Source organism: Biomaibacter acetigenes (assembly GCF_003691585.1).
In the GTDB taxonomy this organism is placed as follows: Bacteria; Bacillota; Thermosediminibacteria; order Thermosediminibacterales; family Tepidanaerobacteraceae; genus Biomaibacter; species Biomaibacter acetigenes.
In genome coordinates this window covers 2,866,201-2,886,169 of record NZ_CP033169.1, presented here as the reverse complement: position 1 = coordinate 2,886,169, position 19,969 = coordinate 2,866,201, and the positions used below count along the sequence as shown (strand labels likewise).

General features: G+C 42.6%; 15 protein-coding genes and 1 pseudogene. 14 read left to right on the top strand and 2 right to left on the bottom strand.

Annotation, left to right across the window (positions count from 1 at the left end):
* Nucleotides 1-12 precede the first annotated feature (12 nt).
* Both hydF and D2962_RS14705 read right to left on the bottom strand, forming a co-directional pair.
* On the bottom strand, nt 13-1,233 hold the full coding sequence (gene hydF, locus D2962_RS14710; RefSeq protein ID WP_122015815.1) for a [FeFe] hydrogenase H-cluster maturation GTPase HydF: 1,221 nt from the start codon (nt 1,231-1,233) through the stop codon (nt 13-15).
* A 103-nt stretch (nt 1,234-1,336) separates the two neighbouring features.
* The gene (locus tag D2962_RS14705) at nt 1,337-2,740 is read right to left on the bottom strand and encodes an aspartate ammonia-lyase (RefSeq protein WP_122015420.1); all 1,404 of its coding nucleotides are present in this window, start codon (nt 2,738-2,740) and stop codon (nt 1,337-1,339) included.
* 351 nt (nt 2,741-3,091) lie between these two features.
* Between D2962_RS14705 and D2962_RS14700 the strand changes: the two genes are divergently transcribed.
* The 14 genes and pseudogenes from D2962_RS14700 to D2962_RS14625 all read left to right on the top strand — a co-directional run bounded on the left by D2962_RS14700 (nt 3,092) and on the right by D2962_RS14625 (nt 19,783).
* Nucleotides 3,092-3,691 (top strand): sigma-70 family RNA polymerase sigma factor, encoded by a 600-nt coding sequence (locus D2962_RS14700; protein WP_120767145.1) that lies wholly within the window; start codon nt 3,092-3,094, stop codon nt 3,689-3,691.
* Nucleotides 3,681-4,274 carry an anti-sigma factor family protein gene (locus D2962_RS14695; protein WP_122015419.1) on the top strand — a complete coding sequence of 198 codons (594 nt, stop codon included), beginning with the start codon at nt 3,681-3,683 and terminating at the stop codon, nt 4,272-4,274. The genes D2962_RS14700 and D2962_RS14695 overlap by 11 nt, the downstream gene beginning before the upstream one ends.
* 19 nt (nt 4,275-4,293) lie before the next feature.
* Nucleotides 4,294-5,160, top strand: a complete 867-nt coding sequence (locus D2962_RS14690; protein WP_122015418.1) for a DUF8173 domain-containing protein — start codon at nt 4,294-4,296, stop codon at nt 5,158-5,160.
* 147 nt (nt 5,161-5,307) lie between these two features.
* Nucleotides 5,308-6,129, top strand: coding sequence for a diadenylate cyclase CdaA (gene cdaA / locus D2962_RS14685; RefSeq protein ID WP_120767148.1), 822 nt, complete (start codon nt 5,308-5,310; stop codon nt 6,127-6,129).
* Complete coding sequence (locus D2962_RS14680) at nt 6,122-7,348, top strand: CdaR family protein (RefSeq protein WP_122015417.1); 1,227 nt, start codon at nt 6,122-6,124, stop codon at nt 7,346-7,348. The genes cdaA and D2962_RS14680 overlap by 8 nt, the downstream gene beginning before the upstream one ends.
* 34 nt (nt 7,349-7,382) lie before the next feature.
* Nucleotides 7,383-8,720 carry a phosphoglucosamine mutase gene (gene glmM / locus D2962_RS14675; RefSeq protein WP_122015416.1) on the top strand — a complete coding sequence of 446 codons (1,338 nt, stop codon included), beginning with the start codon at nt 7,383-7,385 and terminating at the stop codon, nt 8,718-8,720.
* 540 nt (nt 8,721-9,260) lie between these two features.
* Entirely contained in the window at nt 9,261-11,090 is a 1,830-nt protein-coding gene (glmS, locus tag D2962_RS14670) for a glutamine--fructose-6-phosphate transaminase (isomerizing) (protein ID WP_122015814.1), read from the top strand.
* 730 nt (nt 11,091-11,820) lie between these two features.
* Entirely contained in the window at nt 11,821-12,396 is a 576-nt protein-coding gene (locus tag D2962_RS14665) for a TnsD family Tn7-like transposition protein (RefSeq protein ID WP_120767153.1), read from the top strand.
* The gene (locus D2962_RS14660; RefSeq protein WP_120767154.1) at nt 12,389-12,868 is read left to right on the top strand and encodes a hypothetical protein; all 480 of its coding nucleotides are present in this window, start codon (nt 12,389-12,391) and stop codon (nt 12,866-12,868) included. The genes D2962_RS14665 and D2962_RS14660 overlap by 8 nt, the downstream gene beginning before the upstream one ends.
* A 154-nt stretch (nt 12,869-13,022) precedes the next feature.
* Nucleotides 13,023-13,766 (top strand): hypothetical protein, encoded by a 744-nt coding sequence (locus tag D2962_RS14655; protein ID WP_120767155.1) that lies wholly within the window; start codon nt 13,023-13,025, stop codon nt 13,764-13,766.
* Nucleotides 13,767-14,783: 1,017 nt separating this feature from the next.
* The gene (locus D2962_RS14650; protein ID WP_120767156.1) at nt 14,784-15,443 is read left to right on the top strand and encodes a hypothetical protein; all 660 of its coding nucleotides are present in this window, start codon (nt 14,784-14,786) and stop codon (nt 15,441-15,443) included.
* Nucleotides 15,444-16,480: 1,037 nt separating this feature from the next.
* Nucleotides 16,481-18,010, top strand: a pseudogene (gene istA / locus D2962_RS14640) (IS21 family transposase).
* A 1-nt stretch (nt 18,011) separates the two neighbouring features.
* Entirely contained in the window at nt 18,012-18,761 is a 750-nt protein-coding gene (gene istB / locus D2962_RS14635; protein WP_122015415.1) for an IS21-like element helper ATPase IstB, read from the top strand.
* Between the two features lie 449 nt (nt 18,762-19,210).
* Nucleotides 19,211-19,783, top strand: a complete 573-nt coding sequence (locus D2962_RS14625; RefSeq protein ID WP_222927569.1) for a hypothetical protein — start codon at nt 19,211-19,213, stop codon at nt 19,781-19,783.
* Nucleotides 19,784-19,969 lie beyond the last annotated feature (186 nt).

The following is a 19,969-nucleotide window of genomic DNA, read 5'->3' as shown; positions in this document are numbered from 1 at the left end:
TGACTCACTGACTTATTTTAGCATCATCCGTGCATAAGGAAAAGGTTCCAGAGCCCTGGGCAGGATGCCGTGCACATAGGCTATGAGGACCCCGTAGTTTACTACGGGTATATTTTTTTGTTTCAAAATGGAGAGGCGGTACAGCATTTCCCTCCTGTTGAGCATGCACGCCCCGCAGTGCACCACAAGCTTGAACTCCAACAGGTTTTCCGGAAAGGTGAATCCGCTGGACCACTCGAAGTGGAGATCTCCTCCCACCATCTGCCGAAGCCATCGGGGTATCTTTACCTTGCCTATGTCATCGGCCTGGCGGTGGTGGGTGCAGGCTTCGGATATGAGCACCCTGTCCCCCGGCTTCAGGTCTTCTATTGCCTTTACTCCGGCCACGAGCTGGGCCAGCTCCCCTTTGTGGCGGGCAAAAAGGATGGAGAAAGATGTCATCCACACATCCTTCGGGGTATCGGCGGCCACCTTCAGGAAGGCCTGGGAATCGGTGACCACAATCCTGGGCTTTTTAGAGAGGTTGTCCAGGGTTTCCTTAAGCTCATATTCTTTTGTGACGATGGCTATGGCATCATGGTCCAGGATGTCCCTTATGGTCTGCTGCTGGGGGAGGATCAGCCTCCCTTTGGGAGCAGCTTTATCAATGGGTATCACCAGCACCGCAAAATCACCTGGATTTAAAAGGTCGCTGATGATGGGGATCTCGGAAAAATCCACGGGGGCTTTATTTATTATCTCGCGCTTTAAATCGTCGATGCCTTCTCTATTCAAAGCCGAAACTTCCAGAAGGCTTATCCCCAGCTGCTGTTCCCACTTTTTTTTATCGCCCGGGGTATAGCCGGCGATATCTTTTTTATTTATAATTCCCACTACCGGAAGTTTTTTCTCCTTTATCCTGGCTAAAACCTCCATGTCATAATCGGTAACTCCCGTTTCACCGTCGATGATAAGCACCGCCAGATCGGTTTTGTTTAAAACCTGGTACGTCTTTTTTACCCGGAGCTCTCCCAGTTCCCCCACATCGTCGATTCCCGCAGTGTCTATGATGACCACAGGACCTATAGGTAAAAGTTCCATGGCTTTAAAAACCGGATCCGTAGTAGTCCCAGCCACCGAAGATACCAGGGCGATGTCCTGATTGGTGATGGCGTTTATGAGGCTTGATTTTCCAGCATTCCTCCTGCCGAAGATGGCAATGTGCAATCTACTTGCTGTAGGAGTAGAATTCAATGTATTTTCCATAATACTCATCCTTTCTGGAAGCATGGGTACGGTTCTAGTGCTTCTAGATTTTATCAGACAAGACAACCGTCACCTTGTCTTAAATCGAACTCTAACTTCGAACCTCGAAATTGCCGGGTTTTGTAAGCTCGTAGGGACAAAGCAACCTGTTAAGCTTTTCCTCCTCTATAAGCCCCATTTCCAGCACCACCTGCCGCACGGACTTTTTTTCGGCCAACGCCTTTTGGGCCACCACCGTCGCCGCATCATAACCTATGTGAGGCGTTAGGGCTGCGAGAGTGGAAAAGCTTTCTTCCAGGAGCTTACCGCAGCGTTCCCGGTTGGCTGTTATTCCCGATATACAGCGTTTTATGAATATTTTCACCGCATTATCCATGATTTCCAGCGATTCCAGCAGATTGTGGGCTATCAGCGGCAGCATGGCATTCAGTTCCAGCTGCCCGGCCTGGGCCGCCAGCGTTATAGCCATATCATTGGCCATGACCTGAAAGGCCACCTGGTTTACCGCTTCAGGGATGATGGGGTTCACCTTGCCCGGCATGATGGAAGAACCTGCCTGCATGGATGGCAGGTTTATTTCCATGAGCCCCGCCCGAGGGCCTGAGGAAAGCAACCGCAAATCGCTGGCGATCTTGGAAAGGTTCACTGCGGCAGACTTGAGGAGCCCCGAAACCTCCACGAACACATCGGCGTTCTGAGTGGGGTCCATGAGGTATTCCGCCCGGGCAAGGCCTAAGCCCGTAAGGTCCTGGAGCTTCTCCGTGACAAGGTAGATATATCTTTTATCCGCATTAAGGCCCGTCCCTACGGCAGTGCCTCCGATATTGACCTGACGCAGGCGTTCCTCCACCTTATAGAGTCTCCAGCGGTCCCGGGCGATGGCCTGGGCGTAGGCGCCAAACTCCTGCCCCAGCATGATGGGTACCGCGTCCTGAAGCTGGGTCCTTCCCACTTTTAAACAATCGCAAAACTCATTTTCCTTTTGCTGCAATGCTTCCTGCAGCCGGGCCATGCTCTCACTCAGGGGCTTCAACAACCATATGGCTGCGATCCTCAGGGCGGTGGGGTACACATCATTGGTGGATTGGAAAAGGTTAACATGATTTATGGGATGGACCATGGAATAATCGCCTTTTTTGCCGCCCAGTATCTCGATGGCCCTGTTGGCGATAACCTCATTGGCGTTCATATTGGAGGAGGTACCGGCACCTCCCTGGATGGAGTCTACCACAAATTGTTCCAGCAGGTTTCCCGCCAGTATTTCATCACAGGCGGCTGTAATGGCCTTGCCGATGCTTTCGGGCAAAAACCCAAGTTCCGTATTGGCCAGGGCGGCGGCTTTTTTCACCGTCACCAGGGCCATTACCAGCTTTTTATGTATGGGTCGCCCGGTCAGGGGAAAATTCTCTATCGCCCGCAGGGTGTGGATCCCGTAGTATGCCTCTTCGGGCACCTGCCTTTCCCCCAGAAGATCGTGCTCCACACGAAAACCCAATCATGTTCACCCTTTCCATAGATTTTATACTCCGCATATTGTATGTATTCAGATCATAACACAAAACTTGACTTCCATATGTTAATTATATCACACTTGGAAAACAGTGAAGCATTTCATTTTTCGGCAAATAATGTTAGGAGTATTGTTTGATGAAAATTAATCAACCAGTTATTTTAGTTTATACCGGCTTATAGTATAATTTTTTTGGGTTTCATCAGGCGCAGGAAGGAGGCTCATCTCCTGCTTATCTTTTCCTGAAAAATTTCAAAGGTCTTTCAGACCAAAACAAAATTCATCCGTATATATATATGAAGCCGGAAAAACAGGCTTTAAAAGTCAGGTGATTGCATGTGCCCACAGCAGGCGACAGATGAAAACTATGTCGGTAAAATGCCCAATGATGAAAAACTTGATGAAAAGATAATAAAACAGGTGCTTTCAGGCGATACCGGCGCTTTTGCCATTATAGTAGACCGCTACAAGAACAGGGTTTTTACCATGGCCTACAGGATGCTTTCTTCTCGAGAGGAGGCCGAAGATGTATCCCAGGAAACCTTTATAAAGATCTACAGGAGCCTGAAAACATACGATGCCGGCCGCACCAAATTCTCCACATGGGTCTACAGGATAACATACAACCTCTGCATTGATTATCTGCGAAAAAGGAAAGAGGCGGCGCCGCTGGAAGAGGATATACTGGCGGCATCTTCCGGGACCCCGGAGGAAATCACTGAAGCCCGCGACAGTGCTGTAAGGCTTCACCAGGCAGTGCAAAACCTTCCGGAAGAATATAGAGTTCCTCTAATGTTATTTCACTTTCAGGGGCTTTCCTACCAGGAGATATGTCGGGTGCTGAACGTGCCCATGTCTATTGTAAAAAACCGGCTCTTCAGGGCCAGGAAACTGCTGAGGGAAAAACTTGACGGAGGTGAAGGCAGTGGGATGTGATTTTTATGAAGAAAGAATAATGGAATATCTGGATGGGGCCCTTGATGCTCGGGGAAAGCGGGACCTTGAGCAACATCTGAGTAAATGCGTACACTGCTCCGAGTTTCTTGAGGCCATGCAGAGGCAGTATGTGATGCTTTCAGACCTTCCTCTTCTGTCACCGGGGCAGAATTTCACACAAAAGGTCATGACAAAGATTTATAATGAAAAAGCCGAAAGAAACATTCCAATTGTGATGGCTATCCCCGCATTACTGCTGGCTATACTAGCAGTGACGATTCTGCTTGCGCCCTACAATCCGGCAGATATCATCCCGGCCTTTATCGGCGCCGTAGGCTGGTTTGTCATGGTTGTAAAAAGCGTAAGCGGCATCTTAAATACCGCTCTGTGGATGGCGGGGTTTACAGTAAAAGTCATAATGGACCTTCAATCAGCCCTTACTTTTCCTGCGAGAATCCTGGCGGAGATCTGGAGGCAGTATCCAATGAGCGCAGTCCTGGTCATTGGGGTGTTTATAGTGGGATTTTCGCTATGGGTGAGGTTGCTGGCCCCCACAGAAGCTACAGGTAGTAAAAATACGTAAAAATATGGAGGGAATTTGCATGAAGAGGTTTTTGGCGATTTTGATAATAATGGTGTTGATGCTCCCGGGTGCAGCTCTGGCCGATGAAGGTAGCGACCGGGTGCAGATTCAGGGAGATGTGGTAGTGGGAACAGACGAGGTTGTTTTCGGCGATGCGGTGGCCATCATGGGCAATGTGACCGTTGACGGCAAGGTGATGGGCGATGTAGTTTCCATCATGGGTAATGTCACCATAAACGGAGAGGTTATGGGGGATGTAACCGCCGTGGGGGGCCGCATCACCAGAAGCGACAGCGCAAAAATCTACGGTAAGGTCACCCAGGTGGGAGTCGGGGAAGGGTTAAAGGACATAATAAAAAATGTGACAAAATACGGTATACACTGGGGTTCCGGGAGACGCGGCATAACCATATTTAACATGGGCTTTCCGTATGTTTTTAAAATAATGCATTTCCTGGGGCTTATCTCTCTCGGTGCCCTTGCCATAATACTTTTCCCCAACAGCATAAAAGCCGCTGCCGATGTAGTCGATAAGGAATTGGGGAGGAGATTTCTCATAGGGATACTTGCCATACTGCTCCTGCCCATGGCGCTCTTTCTGATGGCCATAACCATTATCGGTATTCCGCTCATACCCCTGGCCCTACTGCTGGTGGCCGCCGCCGGGTTCTACGGCTACCTGGGGATAAGCATATTCCTTGGAAGAAAGCTCAATGAACAGCTTCACCTGAAACCCGGCATTTTTGTGGAGTACATCCTGGGGGCCGTGCTGCTCTGGCTCGTGCAAATGGTGCCCTTCGTGGGGGCCATATCCGGGCTGGCGGTTTTGATGCTGGCCCTGGGAATCACCGCCGATACCCGCTTCGGCACAAAAATCATAGCTTGAAAACATAAACTAAATCAGGGTGGATATGAAGTTCCACCCTTTCTTTATAATCAGTTAAAATTTTTTAATAAAATCTTTTCTTAAATATACTTTATTCGTAATAAAATGTTATAATTATAATGTAGTATTTTTGTTCGGGGTGAAATGATGTCTCTCCAGCTTTTTGAACTTTTCAAGGGTTTTCGCCTGATGGACCTTTTAGATATTGCCATTGTGGCATATGTTTCTTTTAAGGCCATTCAGCTTATCCGCGGAACCAGGGCCGTACAGCTTTTAAAAGGCCTTGTGGTGCTGGTGGTTTCCACAAAACTCAGCGAATGGCTTGGGCTTTATACCATAAACTGGATACTTAAAAATGCTATGACGGTGGGAGCCATAGCCCTTCTCATAGTATTTCAGCCTGAACTCCGCAGGGCGCTGGAGCAGATGGGCAGAGGAAGGTTTTTCTCCACACCGCTTTTGGGCCTGGGGGAAGAGGAGTTAAACCGGCTCATAGACCATATTGCCGGAGCCGCCGAGGAACTATCTAAGGATAAGATAGGCGCCCTTATGGTTCTGGAAAAGCAGACAGGCCTAAATGAGTACATCGAAACCGGTATAAAGATAGGCGGCAATGTTACTGCCGAGCTTTTGATAAACATATTTATTCCCAATACTCCGCTGCACGATGGAGCAGTAATCATCAGAAACGATAAGATCATGGCTGCAGGCTGCTATCTTCCCCTCACCGAAAACCCCAACCTCAGCAAGGAACTGGGCACCAGGCACCGGGCAGCCCTTGGTGTTACTGAGCAGTCCGATGCGGTGGCCATCATTGTATCGGAGGAAACCGGTGTCATTTCCGTGGCCAGGGAAGGCAAGCTGAGCCGCTACCTGGATGTTAAGACCCTGAAGAATATGCTGAAAGATATTTACCAGATAAAGGAAAAGAAATCATCCCTGTGGTACTGGAGGAGGTCCAATGGGTAAGTTTTTTTCAAGCGACCTTGCGATAAAGATAATATCCGTAGTAGCAGCCCTTGTCATGTGGATGTACGTGATGAACGAGCAAAATCCCCAGGTTACCTATGTGGTGAGAGATGTGCCGGTTAAACTCACAAACCTTGACCAGAATAAGTTCGTACTGCTTGATGATTCTCAGAAATTCTTTGTAAATGTAAAAGTCAAGGGCCGCCGCAGCTTGATAGCGGACTTAAAACCCCAGGATATAGATGCAGAGGTAAACTTGAGGGGCCGCATGGAAGGAGAAAATCTGCTTCCGGTGAGCGTAAGCGTGCCGGGGAACATAGAACTGCTGGACTTTTCCCCAAAAGAAATCATGGTGTCACTGGATGGCATCATCGAAGAACAGATGCCGGTTTCGGTAGATGTGAAGGGGGTGCCCGTCGAAGGGTTTGACTGGGCACAAGCCACGGCCAAACCGCAGGCAGTGGTGGTAAAAGGTCCTAGAAGCCGTGTAAATGCCATTAAGACTGTATCTGCCCAGGTAGATATATCCGGTAAAGATGCTACCGTTGTGACTACATTGCCTTTAAGAGTACTGGATTCCCAGGGGAAAGAACAGAAAGATATTTCATTCAGGCCCGATATGGTAGAGGTAACTGTGCCCATAGTGCCTGTGAGCAGTGTATCTATTACCCCCAACATAAAGGGAGCCCCTCTCGAAGGATATATTATAAAGGATGTGCGAGTAGAACCGCCGATGATATCGGTAACAGCACCGCGGGAAATCTTGAATCAGCTTCAGACTGTAAGCACGGAACCCTTGAGTATTCAGGGATATGCCCAGACTATTACGAAAGAAGTAAAACTAGCTTTGCCCAGAGGAGTGAAGACTTTTAATCAGACCCTTAAGACCTTTGGCGAAAACAGCAATACTGTTAGAGTAACGGTGGAGATAGAAAAACTATCTTCCAGGTCTTTAAACCTGGGACCCAACGATATCAGCATAAAAGATCTTCCTTTAGACTTGCAGGCGGAAATGGAAAATAAAGCCATAATATTGACAGTGAATGGTCCTGAGAGTATTATTGATAGAGTAAACAATAATATAATAAAAGTTTATGTGGATGCAGCGGGGCTTTCCGAGGGTGAACATACCCTTAAAATCCATGCGGAGGCTCCAATGCCCTACATCATACAGAAAATTGAGCCAGATGTAATAAAGGTTACCATCCGGCGCATATAGTGCATATGATGATATTACGGAGAGGAGAAATTTAATGTCACGGCTTTTTGGAACCGATGGAGTGAGGGGAGTTGCCAACAAGGATTTAACCCCCCTTTTGGCTTATTATCTTGGAAGAGCAGGAGCTTTTGTGCTTTCAGAAACTCATAAAAAACCTGTCATAGTGGTGGGCAAAGATACCCGCATATCCGGGGATATGCTGGAATCAGCCCTGATAGCGGGTATTTGTTCTGCCGGAGCCGATGTGTTAAAAGTAGGTATCATGCCCACACCATCTATAGCATATCTTACACGCCATTTTAATGCCGATGCGGGAGTGGTCATATCCGCTTCCCACAACCCTGTGGAATATAACGGTATAAAATTTTTTGACAAAGATGGCTACAAACTTCCCGATGCCATGGAAGACGAAATCGAAGCCCTGGTTCAAAATCCCGACGGGCAAATACCAAATCCCACGGGGATTGAGGTGGGGAGAGTCCTGGAGGAAAACGGCCTTGAACCATATGTAAATTTTGTCAAGACCGTGGCAGGTATGGATTTTTCGGGGCTAAAGATAGCCGTGGACTGTGCCAATGGAGCATCCTGCAGGGTAGCCCCGTCTGCCCTGAAAGCTCTGGGTGCCGAGGTCTATGTGATAAATGACAGGCCCGATGGCTGCAATATCAATGTGAAGTGCGGCTCTACCCATCCCGAAACCATCTCGAGTTTTGTGAAACAAATCGGTGCCGATGTAGGCCTTTCCTTTGACGGTGATGCAGATCGATTGATAGCGGTGGACGAGAAGGGCGATGTGGTGGATGGCGACCATGTCATGGCCATCTGCGGCACATACCTCCACCGCCGCGGTCTTTTAAAAAACAGCACTGTGGTGACCACCGTCATGAGCAATATGGGGCTTGGAGCGGCCCTGAAAAAGGCCGCTATCAGGATGGTCAGGACAAAAGTGGGCGATAGATATGTGCTGGAGGAGATCTTAAAGGGAGGCCACAACTTCGGCGGCGAACAGTCGGGCCATATCATATTCCTGGATTACAACACCACCGGTGATGGACTCATAACCGCGGTCAACCTGCTAAAGGCCATGGTGGAGGAGAAAAAACCCCTGTCGGAGCTGGCGAAAATCATGAAAGTATATCCCCAGGTGCTGCTGAACGTAAAAGTGGAGGATAAATCCAAATACGCCGGCAATGCAAGAATAGAAGAAGCCATAAAGAAAGCCGAAGAAGCCATGGGTGAACGGGGCCGCATAGTGGTACGCCCATCGGGCACCGAACCCCTCATAAGGGTAATGGTGGAAGGTGAAGATGAGGCCGAGATAAACCGCACAGCGGAGGATATAGCGGCAGTGATAAAAGAAGAGCTGCGGTAAGAGCTTCTAATAGGCTCCACAATGCGCTCGGCATTAAAAATCTATCGGCTGCGTATTTGATTAAAAAAGGCTTTTACCTTCGTTTTAGATTAAGAGTATCTTTGAAGGGGGTGATGGAAAAAGATAGCAAAGCATAAAACAAATGATAAAGGAGGCTTGATAGTTTAGACAACGAATAGTTATTTTACCATGTTTGAAGGTAATGTTCGAACATCGAATTTCGAACATCGAACTTCGAGAAAAGCGCCAGAGCTTGCCATCGCCCGGAGAATGGATGGTAAGCTGACGAGGTTGGGGTTTATCGAAGAATTCGGCGGATGCCCCACGGTGGCCTGCCACCGACAGAGGTCCACAAAACCGGCGAGTGATCGCCGGCACAAAGGGATTTCGGCAGGAATAACAGGTTGTATTATTGTGGATATTGTATATACATGGGCATTTTGCTGCAAAATCCTATTATGCGGTTTTATGCCCCGTAATGGATTTTTGCCAAAAATGCCGCGAACCTTGACAACATCACAAGAAAGGCAGGAAAAGATTATGTGTGGAATAGTTGGTTACGTTGGAGATAAACAGGCAGCTCCTATTTTGCTGGACGGCCTGAAAAGGCTTGAATATAGAGGTTACGATTCGGCGGGTATTGCCATACACAATTGTTGCTGCACCAATCTCATAAAAACTGAAGGTAAGATAAAAGTGCTGGAGGAAAAGCTCGGCGGCGCATACCCTGAAGGGCATGTGGGCATCGGCCACACTCGCTGGGCAACCCACGGCAGGCCTTCGAATGTGAATGCCCATCCCCATACTGATTGCACCGGGGATTTCATCGTTGTACACAACGGCATCATCGAGAATTATCAGGAGTTGAAGGAATGGCTGCAGTCGGAAGGCCATGTTTTCAAATCGGAAACCGATACCGAAGTGGTGCCCCATATGATTGAGCATTTCTATGACGGAGACCTCTTTGAGACGATGAAAAAGACCATAAGCAAGCTGGAAGGCTCTTTTGCACTGGGTGTCATCTCCAGGCGGGAGCCCGGAACCATAGTGGCCGCCCGTAAATCCAGCCCCCTCATCGCCGGCCTCGGCGAAGGGGAAAACTTCATTGCATCGGATATTCCGGCCATACTGCAGCATACCCGCAAAGTATATATTCTGGAAGACGGCGAGATGGTGAAGATCACGAAAGACAAAGTGGAAGTGACCGACTTCGAAGGAAATCCTGTAGCAAAGTCCATATTTGAAGTAAAGTGGGATGCGGTGGCAGCTGAAAAGGGCGGATACCCCCACTTCATGCTCAAGGAAATCCACGAACAGCCTAAAGCCTTTAAAGATACCATGGCAGGAAGAATTTTACCGGAAAAAGGCGAGATAAAGCTGGATGATGTGCATCTTAGCAAAGAATATCTTCAAGGCATCAAGAAGATTTTCATTGTGGCCTGCGGTACCGCCTACCACGCGGGGATGGTCGGAAAATATGTAATAGAAAAGCTCACCAGGGTCCCCGTAGAGGTGGATATCGCATCGGAGTTTCGTTACCGGGATCCAATGATAGATAAAAATACACTGGTCATCATCATAAGCCAGTCCGGAGAAACTGCCGATACCCTGGCGGCTCTCCGGGAGTCCAAAAAACTGGGGGCAAGGGTGCTGGCCATCACCAACGTGGTGGGAAGCTCCGTTTCCAGAGAAGCCGACGATATCATCTACACCTGGGCCGGCCCCGAGATAGCCGTAGCTTCTACCAAAGCTTACAGCACCCAGCTCATTGCGCTGGATTTCATAGCATTATATATAGCCAGGACCCTTGGCCGCATTTGCGAAAAGGATTTTCAGGAAATAACCTCTGCCATGAAAAACTTACCTGACCAGGCAAAAATCATACTGGGCCATGAGGATAAAATAAAATCTCTCGCTCAAAAGTTCTTCGATAGGGAAGATGTATTCTATATCGGCAGGGGTCTCGACTATCCCCTTTCTCTGGAAGGGGCCCTGAAGCTCAAAGAGATATCCTACATCCATGCCGAAGCCTATGCCGCCGGAGAGCTAAAGCACGGCACTCTGGCCCTTATAGAAGAAGGTGTCCCTGTGATCGCACCGGTCACCCAGGAACACCTCTTTGAAAAAACTCTGAGCAACATCAAAGAAGTAAAGGCTCGAGAAGGATTTGTGGTGGCTCTAGCTAATGAAGGAAATGAGGAGATCAAAAAATCTGTGGATGACGTCATCTACATCCCCAAGACCCATCCCATCCTCACCCCTATCCTGGCGGTAATACCCATGCAGCTTCTGGCATACTACGCCGCCGTCGCCCGCGGTTGCGACGTCGACAAGCCACGGAACCTTGCAAAAAGCGTGACGGTGGAGTAAAGGCATAAGAAATAAAAAGGGGATTGTATATACAAAATAAACTCCACTCCATAATAATAAACTTCGCTCTGTAAAAATAAAGTTCGTTCCAAAACCTCGCAGTAGATGCAGGCTGACTCCTGATTTGCTGCGGGGTTTGCTTTTTGGTAGGGGGAGAGGGGTAAGGTGTAAGGGTTAAGGAATTTGATTTTTCATTAGAATTTTGATTAGAATATTGTGCTGATTACAGTCTTGAAAGTATTGATTTTAAAAGGATTGAGAGAAGCATTGATTATTATATTGATTAAAATATTGATATATCGATTGAAAAGATGGATTGAAAATATGTACACCTTAACTCTTAACCCATGAAACTTATCCCTATTTTCCTTTTAATTTGCTGCTAAAAAGAACCGACTTTATTTTAAAAATTACTACAAGGATTAAGGAAAAAGTGTTAATAAGTGGGATGAAATTAAGGAATTTTAGAGTGGACTTTATTATCTGGTAGAAATTAGGATATAGGAAAATCAAGGGTTTGAGGGGTGTGGGTGGAGTGGAGTTTATTTTAAATATACATAGTTAGGGGTAAGGATTTTTGGGATAAGGAATAAGGGAGAGGCAATAAAATAATAAAGGTGATTCTGTGAAAATAAAGTCAGTTCTATAATAATAAAGTTGGCTCTATTGGAATAAAGTTAGTTCTAAGAAGGGGAAACAAGGTGGGATAAGGAACAGAACAATAAGTGCAATGATGATATGTTATAAAAAATGGCTTAAACTTCATGTTCAATATGCCGATATAAGCAGCAACCAGATAAGAAGAAAAAATGATGGACTATATACATGGCTGAAAAGATATGATAGTGAATGGCTGAAACAAAACTATCGCAGGATAAAAACAAAAGTTAATAGTGTTGATTGGGCTAAAAGAGATGCTGAATTGCTTTCACAAGTAAAAGAAGTAGTAAGAGAAATGAAAGAAGGCAAGCCTGAGCGGATAACTTGGACAACTATAGGGAGCAAATTAGGGATTAGTGGGTGGCTTTCTAAAAAGAGAGAAAAACTACCGTTGACTAAGGCATATATAGAGTCTACAATTGAAAGTATGGAAGAATTTCACATTAGAAAAATCAAATGGGCTATAGATGAACTAGAGAAGCAAGGGAAACCGATGACATTATGGAATTTGGCAGAAACAGCAGGAGTTAAGCCAAGGTATATGAAATTTATTTCAAAGGATATAAAAGGATTCTTGAATGGAAAAGGATATGGTTACAACTTTTTACAGGAAATACTAAATGTGAAAGGAGATATAAATGAATAAGGTTGATAATGAAGAAAGAACAAGAGAGATATTTCATGTTTTAGAAATTGGGTTAGCAAACTTTAAAAGGATAGGGCAAAGAAAGTGGGGAAACCCATCTGGCTCCCTGGAAGAACTTGATGTCTATGAAATTAAAGATAAAGAGGATATTATTTGGGCTTCAACAGTAGAATGGTGTAATGCATCAACAGGTGAAATCAATAGATGTGGTATTTTAACTACATTACCAGGGGATAGTAACAACACTTTAGGACAGATTCTGGAGGTAAATCTGCCATATTACTTCTCAAAGTCTTTTAATACAAGAGTATATGAAGACAACAATCTTATTGAGATAAGAAATTACGGAAAGTTTACTATAGGAAGAAGAGGGTTAAAGAGACAGTATTTTTTTGATTATCTAAAAGAAAATGGATATAATGATGAGATTTGTATTGATGAAGAGGGTAAAGAGTATGTATTATTAGATTGAATGGAGTATAAAGCCTAATTATTTAGGTGAAAGGCTCATTAAATGGACTAAAGTTTTAAAAGAATTTAAAGATTATTATAGAAACTTTTACAGTAATAAAAGGAAATAGAGATATGGTATATGGAGTAGCAACAACATGCTAAGGGGGTATAAAATGAGTAAGCATAGTGAAAAAATTATAGATTTTCTATATAGTAGAAATAAGTCCTTTTGTGATGATTGCTTATCAAAATTACTAGGGATTGAGCCACGTCAAACTATTTATGTCATATGTAATAAATTATATAAGCAAGGCACAATAAATCGGTATAAAGATGAATGTTCATATTGCAAGAAGGATAAATTAATAAATCGTATTACTGATACATATAGTAATAAGAGTGTATTAGATTCAGAAACAACTTTAAAAAATAACTATTTAGATTTATATAATAATAACAATCGTGCTTTTACAAGACTTCTCTATGATGCTTTCGAAAATAGAGTGGGTTTATATTTAAATCGTATTTTTAGTGATAGTTTCCGTGAAAAGCCATTAATTGTAGGTATTAATAAAGTTCACAAGTTTGATTTAGTATCATCAGATAATTCTATTGTGGTAGAATGTAAAAGTTATACATGGACAAAAGATGATAATTTTCCTTCTGCGAAAATATCAACGGCAATTGAGGCAATTTTTTATTTATCCAGAATAATTGCTGATAGAAAAATTATTGTTTTCCAAGATGATTTTAATAAAAAAGGCGAAAGCCTGGTAGAAACGTTTATAAAAAGATATGAAGGTTTACTTGATGATGTTGAGGTATGGGCATATCAAGTTGGTGACTCCATTGAAAATGACAGTGTTGAAATAAAACGAGAGAGAAAAGACAGTTGGTATAAGAACCTATATAAATAAATTTTTCAAACTACATATTATATTTCAGAAAATCTCTAGAAAATTCATATATTAAGTAGTTTTTATTTGTACCTTAGCCCATAGCCCTTATCCCTGTATATATGTATAACCCAAATAAACTCCTTTCATTTTGCAAATTATTTCTATGAAGAAAATAAAGTTCTTGGAGGAAACATGGTTTAAAAGGGATAAGGAATCTCGGTTAAGCCATGTTTTTTTATCAGAAATTCTCATTAAAATAGAAAAGAGAGACAAGCCTTAACCCCAGAAAAATCAACGGATTAGAAGATTAAATGGAAAAGAAAATGGAAGGGGAAATGGATAAAAACTTCCCTTAATCCTTTCCCCTTAACTCTTTTACCTAAAAGAACTTTATTTTCATTTTTTACCCTAAAATCGCGCAAATGCAAGGACTTTAGGAAGTGAGGAATAAGGAAATAGGAATTAAATGGGAAATCGGAAGATAATAACAAGCCAATGTTTTCAAGGGTTTGAGGGCTGTTAGTGAAAGGACTTTATTTGAATTTTGTTGTGATTTTATTTTGATTATACATAGTTGGGATTAAGGAAAAAGGGGTAAGGGAAATAGGAAATGATTTGAGAAGAAAATAGGGTTTAATTAGTCGTTTCAAAAATAAAATAAAGTTGTGATATTGAAAGGTATAAGGAACAAGGGAAAGTATTGAGAATACAGGGTTTAGTTCAATTTTAGGATTAAAGGCATATGGAGATTAAAGGAAATTTATGAAAGAACATTATTTACTTTTTATATATAACATTGCCCATTTTTTCTGTTTCCAAAAATGATATGGACGAAAAATTTTAGAAACAGAAAAGTACTTTCATTACAAGGAAAGTTCTATTAAAATGGAAATAAAGTTGTAAGTAAAAATAATTATGCTTCTAGCATAAGAATTGAAGACAAAAGCCTATAAGATATTTTGTAAATGGAATTTAATGTATGATGTATATAGGATGATAAATTAACTGTAAGTATTTAATGTTGGAGGAATGAATATGAACTATTATTTTATGCCTTTGGAGGAACACCCTGACTATGGGTATGAAATGATTGGTTCTATATATTATGCAGCAGCCAATGATTTGTGTAGTTCAGAGAATTTTAGAGAAGATTGGTATTCAGTTCTACCAGTTAATTTTTTAAGAAGACACTGCATAGAACTATTTTTAAAATCAGGTATCATTCTGTTTCATAAAAAATTCAAACTAAATTTTGATAATGACAAATATAATGGAGAACCGAAAATAAAACTTAATAATGGAACTTGGATATTATTGAAGACTACGCATAACATAAAGGATTTATATATTTATCTTAATTTTCTTATTAAAAGTAATAAGGATTATTTGAGTAAAAATACTACAACAATATGGAAATTTAATGATGAATTTGAAAAATGGATAAACAAAATAAATGGGTATGATAGTGTAAGTGATTATTTTCGATATCCCATTAGCAAAGACAAAAATAAGGATAAAAATAAGAATTTTTTTAGAGAAAATACAATGCAGGGAATTCAAAAAGAAATAGAACAGGGCAAAAAAACAATTACACTAAATGTTGAAGATAGTAATGGAGATGCTAAAAAAATATACTCTAATCATAAGCCTGATAAAATAGTAGATTTATTTAAAATTTTGCAAAAAGACATCTGATGAATTGAGTGGATTTCATATGGCAGTGCGAATGGAGTTATTTAATGGTTTTTAATTGCTTCATATCCATAAGTCTTGATAATTATAGTTGTATAACCCTAAAAAACTCGTGTCACGAATAATAAAGTCGTATCAAAAATAAAAAAGTCATGTTAAAAGTCATGCTGTAAATGCAGGAGAAATCCTGAATTGCTGCATGGCTTTTTTAGGCTCAAGGAGAAAGGAATAAGGGTAAAAGTATTGATTTTATTGGATTTGAATGGTGTATTGATGAAAGATATTGATTAAACTTTCCCCTTTTCCCTTGAAACTTATCCCTATTTATCCTTACTTTTGACACGACTTTTTTATCTAAAATGAGGCTGAAAATAGGAAGAAAAAAGGAGATAGGGATAAGGGAAATGGGTGATTTTTGACATGACTTTTTTATATAGAAAGAATTAGAAAAATAGGGTTAAGGCAAGAAGGGACAAGGGTTTGAGGGGTGTTGGGTTTTGACATGAGTTTTTTATGTGTATACATAGTTAGGACTAAGTTTTATTCTAAAAAGGGTTAAGGGATAATGGGAAAAATAAAAAAGTTGTGTCAGAGATAAAAAACTCGTGTTAGAAATAATAAAGTCGTGTCAAATAGATAATAAAGTTGTGTTGAACAGTTCAATACATAATAATTAAAAATTTAAGAAACAGAAAAGTCCTTTTATAAAGGGTAAAGTAGTATTAAAAAGAAAATAAAGTTCTGAAATTTTATATTTCTTGATACAAGATGTATATTCCGGAGCAAACTGGACACCGGTTCCGGTCCAAAATGGACACTCATTCCGGTGGAAAGTGAACACCAATTCCGGTCCAAAATGGACAGGCATTCCGGCTGAAAGTGGACACTGATTCCGGCCCAAACTGAACACAGGTTTGGGAAAAAGAACATTCCCTTTCATGTTCGTAGCAAGCGCAAAAGGAATTTTCGATTAACCTCGCTAATCTTTATCTGGAAACCTTTAGCGAGGAGGGAATACGAACATGAATAGGAGGATGAATATGCGTAATGTACGAGAAATTCTAAGACTAGTCCACGAAGGCAATCTAAGTAACCGCCAGATTGCCAAAAGCTGCAACTGCTCCCCTACAACAGTAACTGCTATCATCGAACGGTACAAGAATACAGACCTGCCACCCTGGCCAGAGATAAAGACCATAGATGATGCCGAGTTAGAATCCCGATTGTATCCCCAAGAGATTACAAGCAGTAAAAAGCCCCTGCCCGATATGGATTTTATCCACCGGGAACTGAAACGCAAGGGAGTAACCCTGCAGCTTCTGTGGCAGGAGTATAAGGAGCAATATCCCGATGGCCTCATGTATAGTCAATTTTGTGACTATTATCTTCGCTGGCGTAAATCCAGAAATATCTCCATGCACCAGATTCACCGGGTAGGAGAAAAGACCTTTGTAGATTGGGCAGGCCCCACTATGAAAGTTGTTGATAGAACCACTGGTGAGTGTAAGGATGCATATATCTTTGTTGGTGCTTTGGGGGCCAGTGACCTACTCTACGCCGAAGCTGCGTGCTCCCAGGAACTCGAATCCTGGATCAATGTCCATATCCATATGTTTGAATAGTTTCAAGGAGTCACGGAGATTATTGTGCCTGATAACCTAAAGACCGGTGTCAAGAAGCCTTGTTACTATGAACCGGAGATCCACCCCACCTATCTGGACATGGCTACCCACTATGGTACTGTAATCATTCCGGCTCGGGTAAGAAAACCTAAGGACAAACCCCTGGCAGAAAACGGAGTACTGATTGTAGAGCGCTGGATTATGGCTAAATTACGAAATCAAACCTTCTTCTGCCTCTATGATTTAAACAAGGCCATACGGAAGGAACTGGAGGTTATCAACAATAAACCCTTCGAGAAGATGGAAGGCTCCAGGCGCTCCCTTTATGAAACCCTGGAAAAGCCCGCCCTAAAACCCTTACCGCTACAGCCTTATGAGTATGCCGTATGGAAGTACGCGCGAGTGAACATCGATTATCATATTGAGGTAGATGGCAATTACTATAGTGTACCCTATCAACTGGTAAGACAGCAGGTGGATGTAAGGATTACTGCAAAGACTGTTGAGATTTTCTACAAGAACAAACGAGTAGCCACCCATATCCGACAATTCGGGAAAAAGCACGCATACACTACATTACAGGAGCACATGCCACCGAGTCATCAAAAGGTTTGGGAATGGACACCGGCGCGGATCATAAACTGGTCTAAAGCTGTAGGGAAGAATACCGCCCTCCTGGTGGAGGCCCTTATGGAGAGGAAAGAACATCCGGAGCAGGCATACCGGGCCTGTATGGGTATTATCCGGCTTTCTGAGAAATACACCAAAGAAAGCGTGGAGAAAGCCGCTTCCCGTGCTCTATCCTGTGGAGCCATCTCCTACAGGAGCATACTGTCCATCCTGGAAAAAGGCCTTGATCAACTGCCCCTGGAAACAGAATCCTCACCTCCCCCTATGGTCCATGACAATATCCGTGGAATAGAGTACTACAGCAAGGGGGTGAACTGATATGTTAAAGCAGCAAACCCTGGACCAGCTTGCTGATATGAGGTTAAAGGACATGCTGGAAGCCTACCGCAGACAGCAGGAGCAGCCATCTATCCTGGAGCTGTCCTTTGAAGAAAGATTCAGTCTCCTGGTGGAATACGAATGGAGAGCCAGAAGAAACCGTCACTTGCAGCGTTTACTCAAGCAGGCTCATCTTCGTATTCCTGCCTGCATAGAAGATATCGATTACAACTGTCCCCGGAACCTGGATCGCAAGCTCATTGCCCGCCTTTCAACAGGAGAATGGCTCCAGCAGCACCAGAATGTTTTAATTTCCGGACCCACCGGCGTTGGAAAGACCTATCTATCCTGTGCATTAGGGAATATTGCCTGCAGAATAGGCTACAGCACTAGATACTATCGGGTGTCACGGTTACTGGAAGAGCTGGTCATAGCTAAAGGGGATGGCACATACTCCAAATTCCTCAGTGACTTAAAGAAAATACAACTGCTGATTTTGGATGACTGGGGGTTAAATTCTTTTACATCTGCTGAAAGCAGGGAGTTACTCGAAGTGGTGGAGGACCGCAACCAGCAGCGGTCCACCATCATCGCCAGTCAACTTCCGGTAGACCATTGGAACCAGATCCTTACCGACCCTACACTGGCTGATGCTATACTGGATCGCCTGGTACACAATGCATACAAAATATCCATAAAAGGTGAGTCAATGAGAAAACTAAAAGCTCAAACACCTGATCAAAGTATTTGACAAAAAAACAACTATTGAATATTGTGTAAAATGTGTTAGACTTAAAATCGAAAAGTCCTCGTCGCTTCGCTCCGACACTGTCCAGTTTGTACCGGAATTACCGTCCAGTTTAAACCGGAACGGGTGTCCAGTTTAAATCGGAATCACTGTCCAGTTTGAACCGGAATCGATGTCCAAATTGACCGGAATACACAGTTTTTATTGATGATAAAAAGATTGAAGGTTTTATAAGTGATGAAAGGTGTAAAAGATGTAATAAATTTTTGATTCACTATGATAGATATGATGCATTCTTTTGTGCTTTTTGCAATATATGGACAGAAGGAAAGTGCAGTGACCCTAGTTGTCAATTTTGTCGGAATAGACCAGAAAGACCATTATAAAAGACAGCGGCCGTTTTAACTGTCTTTCCCTTGCCTTGTTATAAATATTCAAGAGGATTGATAGATATGAATATATCCCATAAAATATTGATAGATGTAGAAAAAGAAGATAAGACAATAGGTTATTTCTTCAGGTCAGAAGATGGCAAAAAGATTGAAGCAGTTTTAGCAGGAAAACAGATTGCTCCAGTTCCAAAAAGGGAACGAAGTCTTAAAATCTATAAACTACTAAAAGAGAATTGTGATTTGATTTTTTGCACAACTCAGACACTGAATGATTTCCCGTTTTATCCTGTGCCGATATTTTCTATATTTGCATTTGATAATCAAGGGAATTGCTTTGGTACAATTGGTGGCATAGGGGACATGGCAGGTGATGATTACTCAGTTGGATATGTTAATAGTGATGGAATGTATGGCAAAGTATTAAACAGTTTAAAAGAATTTTTGGAACTTGTTACTTTTTATCCTTATTGGAGAGATATTATTAAATATGAGCAAATGGGTATACCATATGATATAAATGCCATGGAGAGAAAACAAACAGAGAACAGTTCAGAATATTTTGCTTGCCAGCGTGAGATTGCAGAAATACTTAATATTTCTAAGAATCCCAAATCTATTGAACTACTACTATAGAATATCAAAAACACACCAGGATTCGTAGTATATTGCTCAAAAAAAGAGGCTCAAGCAGAAAATATATTTTGGGAAAACAATTGTTTTGATTGAATGATAAGATGAAGAATATTATCCTGGTTTTAATTATAAATCTCATTTGATTTATTTAAATATATTGAAAACCAAGATGATAGGGGATTTTTG

Coding starts and splice junctions, on each gene's coding strand:
- glmS (WP_122015814.1), top strand. CDS start 9,261: ATGTGTGGAATAGTTGGTTACGTTGGAGATAAACAGGCAGCTCCTATT.
- D2962_RS14700 (WP_120767145.1), top strand. CDS start 3,092: ATGTGCCCACAGCAGGCGACAGATGAAAACTATGTCGGTAAAATGCCC.
- istB (WP_122015415.1), top strand. CDS start 18,012: ATGTTAAAGCAGCAAACCCTGGACCAGCTTGCTGATATGAGGTTAAAG.
- D2962_RS14665 (WP_120767153.1), top strand. CDS start 11,821: ATGATGATATGTTATAAAAAATGGCTTAAACTTCATGTTCAATATGCC.
- D2962_RS14690 (WP_122015418.1), top strand. CDS start 4,294: ATGAAGAGGTTTTTGGCGATTTTGATAATAATGGTGTTGATGCTCCCG.
- D2962_RS14660 (WP_120767154.1), top strand. CDS start 12,389: ATGAATAAGGTTGATAATGAAGAAAGAACAAGAGAGATATTTCATGTT.
- cdaA (WP_120767148.1), top strand. CDS start 5,308: ATGTCTCTCCAGCTTTTTGAACTTTTCAAGGGTTTTCGCCTGATGGAC.
- D2962_RS14650 (WP_120767156.1), top strand. CDS start 14,784: ATGAACTATTATTTTATGCCTTTGGAGGAACACCCTGACTATGGGTAT.
- glmM (WP_122015416.1), top strand. CDS start 7,383: ATGTCACGGCTTTTTGGAACCGATGGAGTGAGGGGAGTTGCCAACAAG.
- D2962_RS14680 (WP_122015417.1), top strand. CDS start 6,122: ATGGGTAAGTTTTTTTCAAGCGACCTTGCGATAAAGATAATATCCGTA.
- D2962_RS14655 (WP_120767155.1), top strand. CDS start 13,023: ATGAGTAAGCATAGTGAAAAAATTATAGATTTTCTATATAGTAGAAAT.
- D2962_RS14625 (WP_222927569.1), top strand. CDS start 19,211: ATGAATATATCCCATAAAATATTGATAGATGTAGAAAAAGAAGATAAG.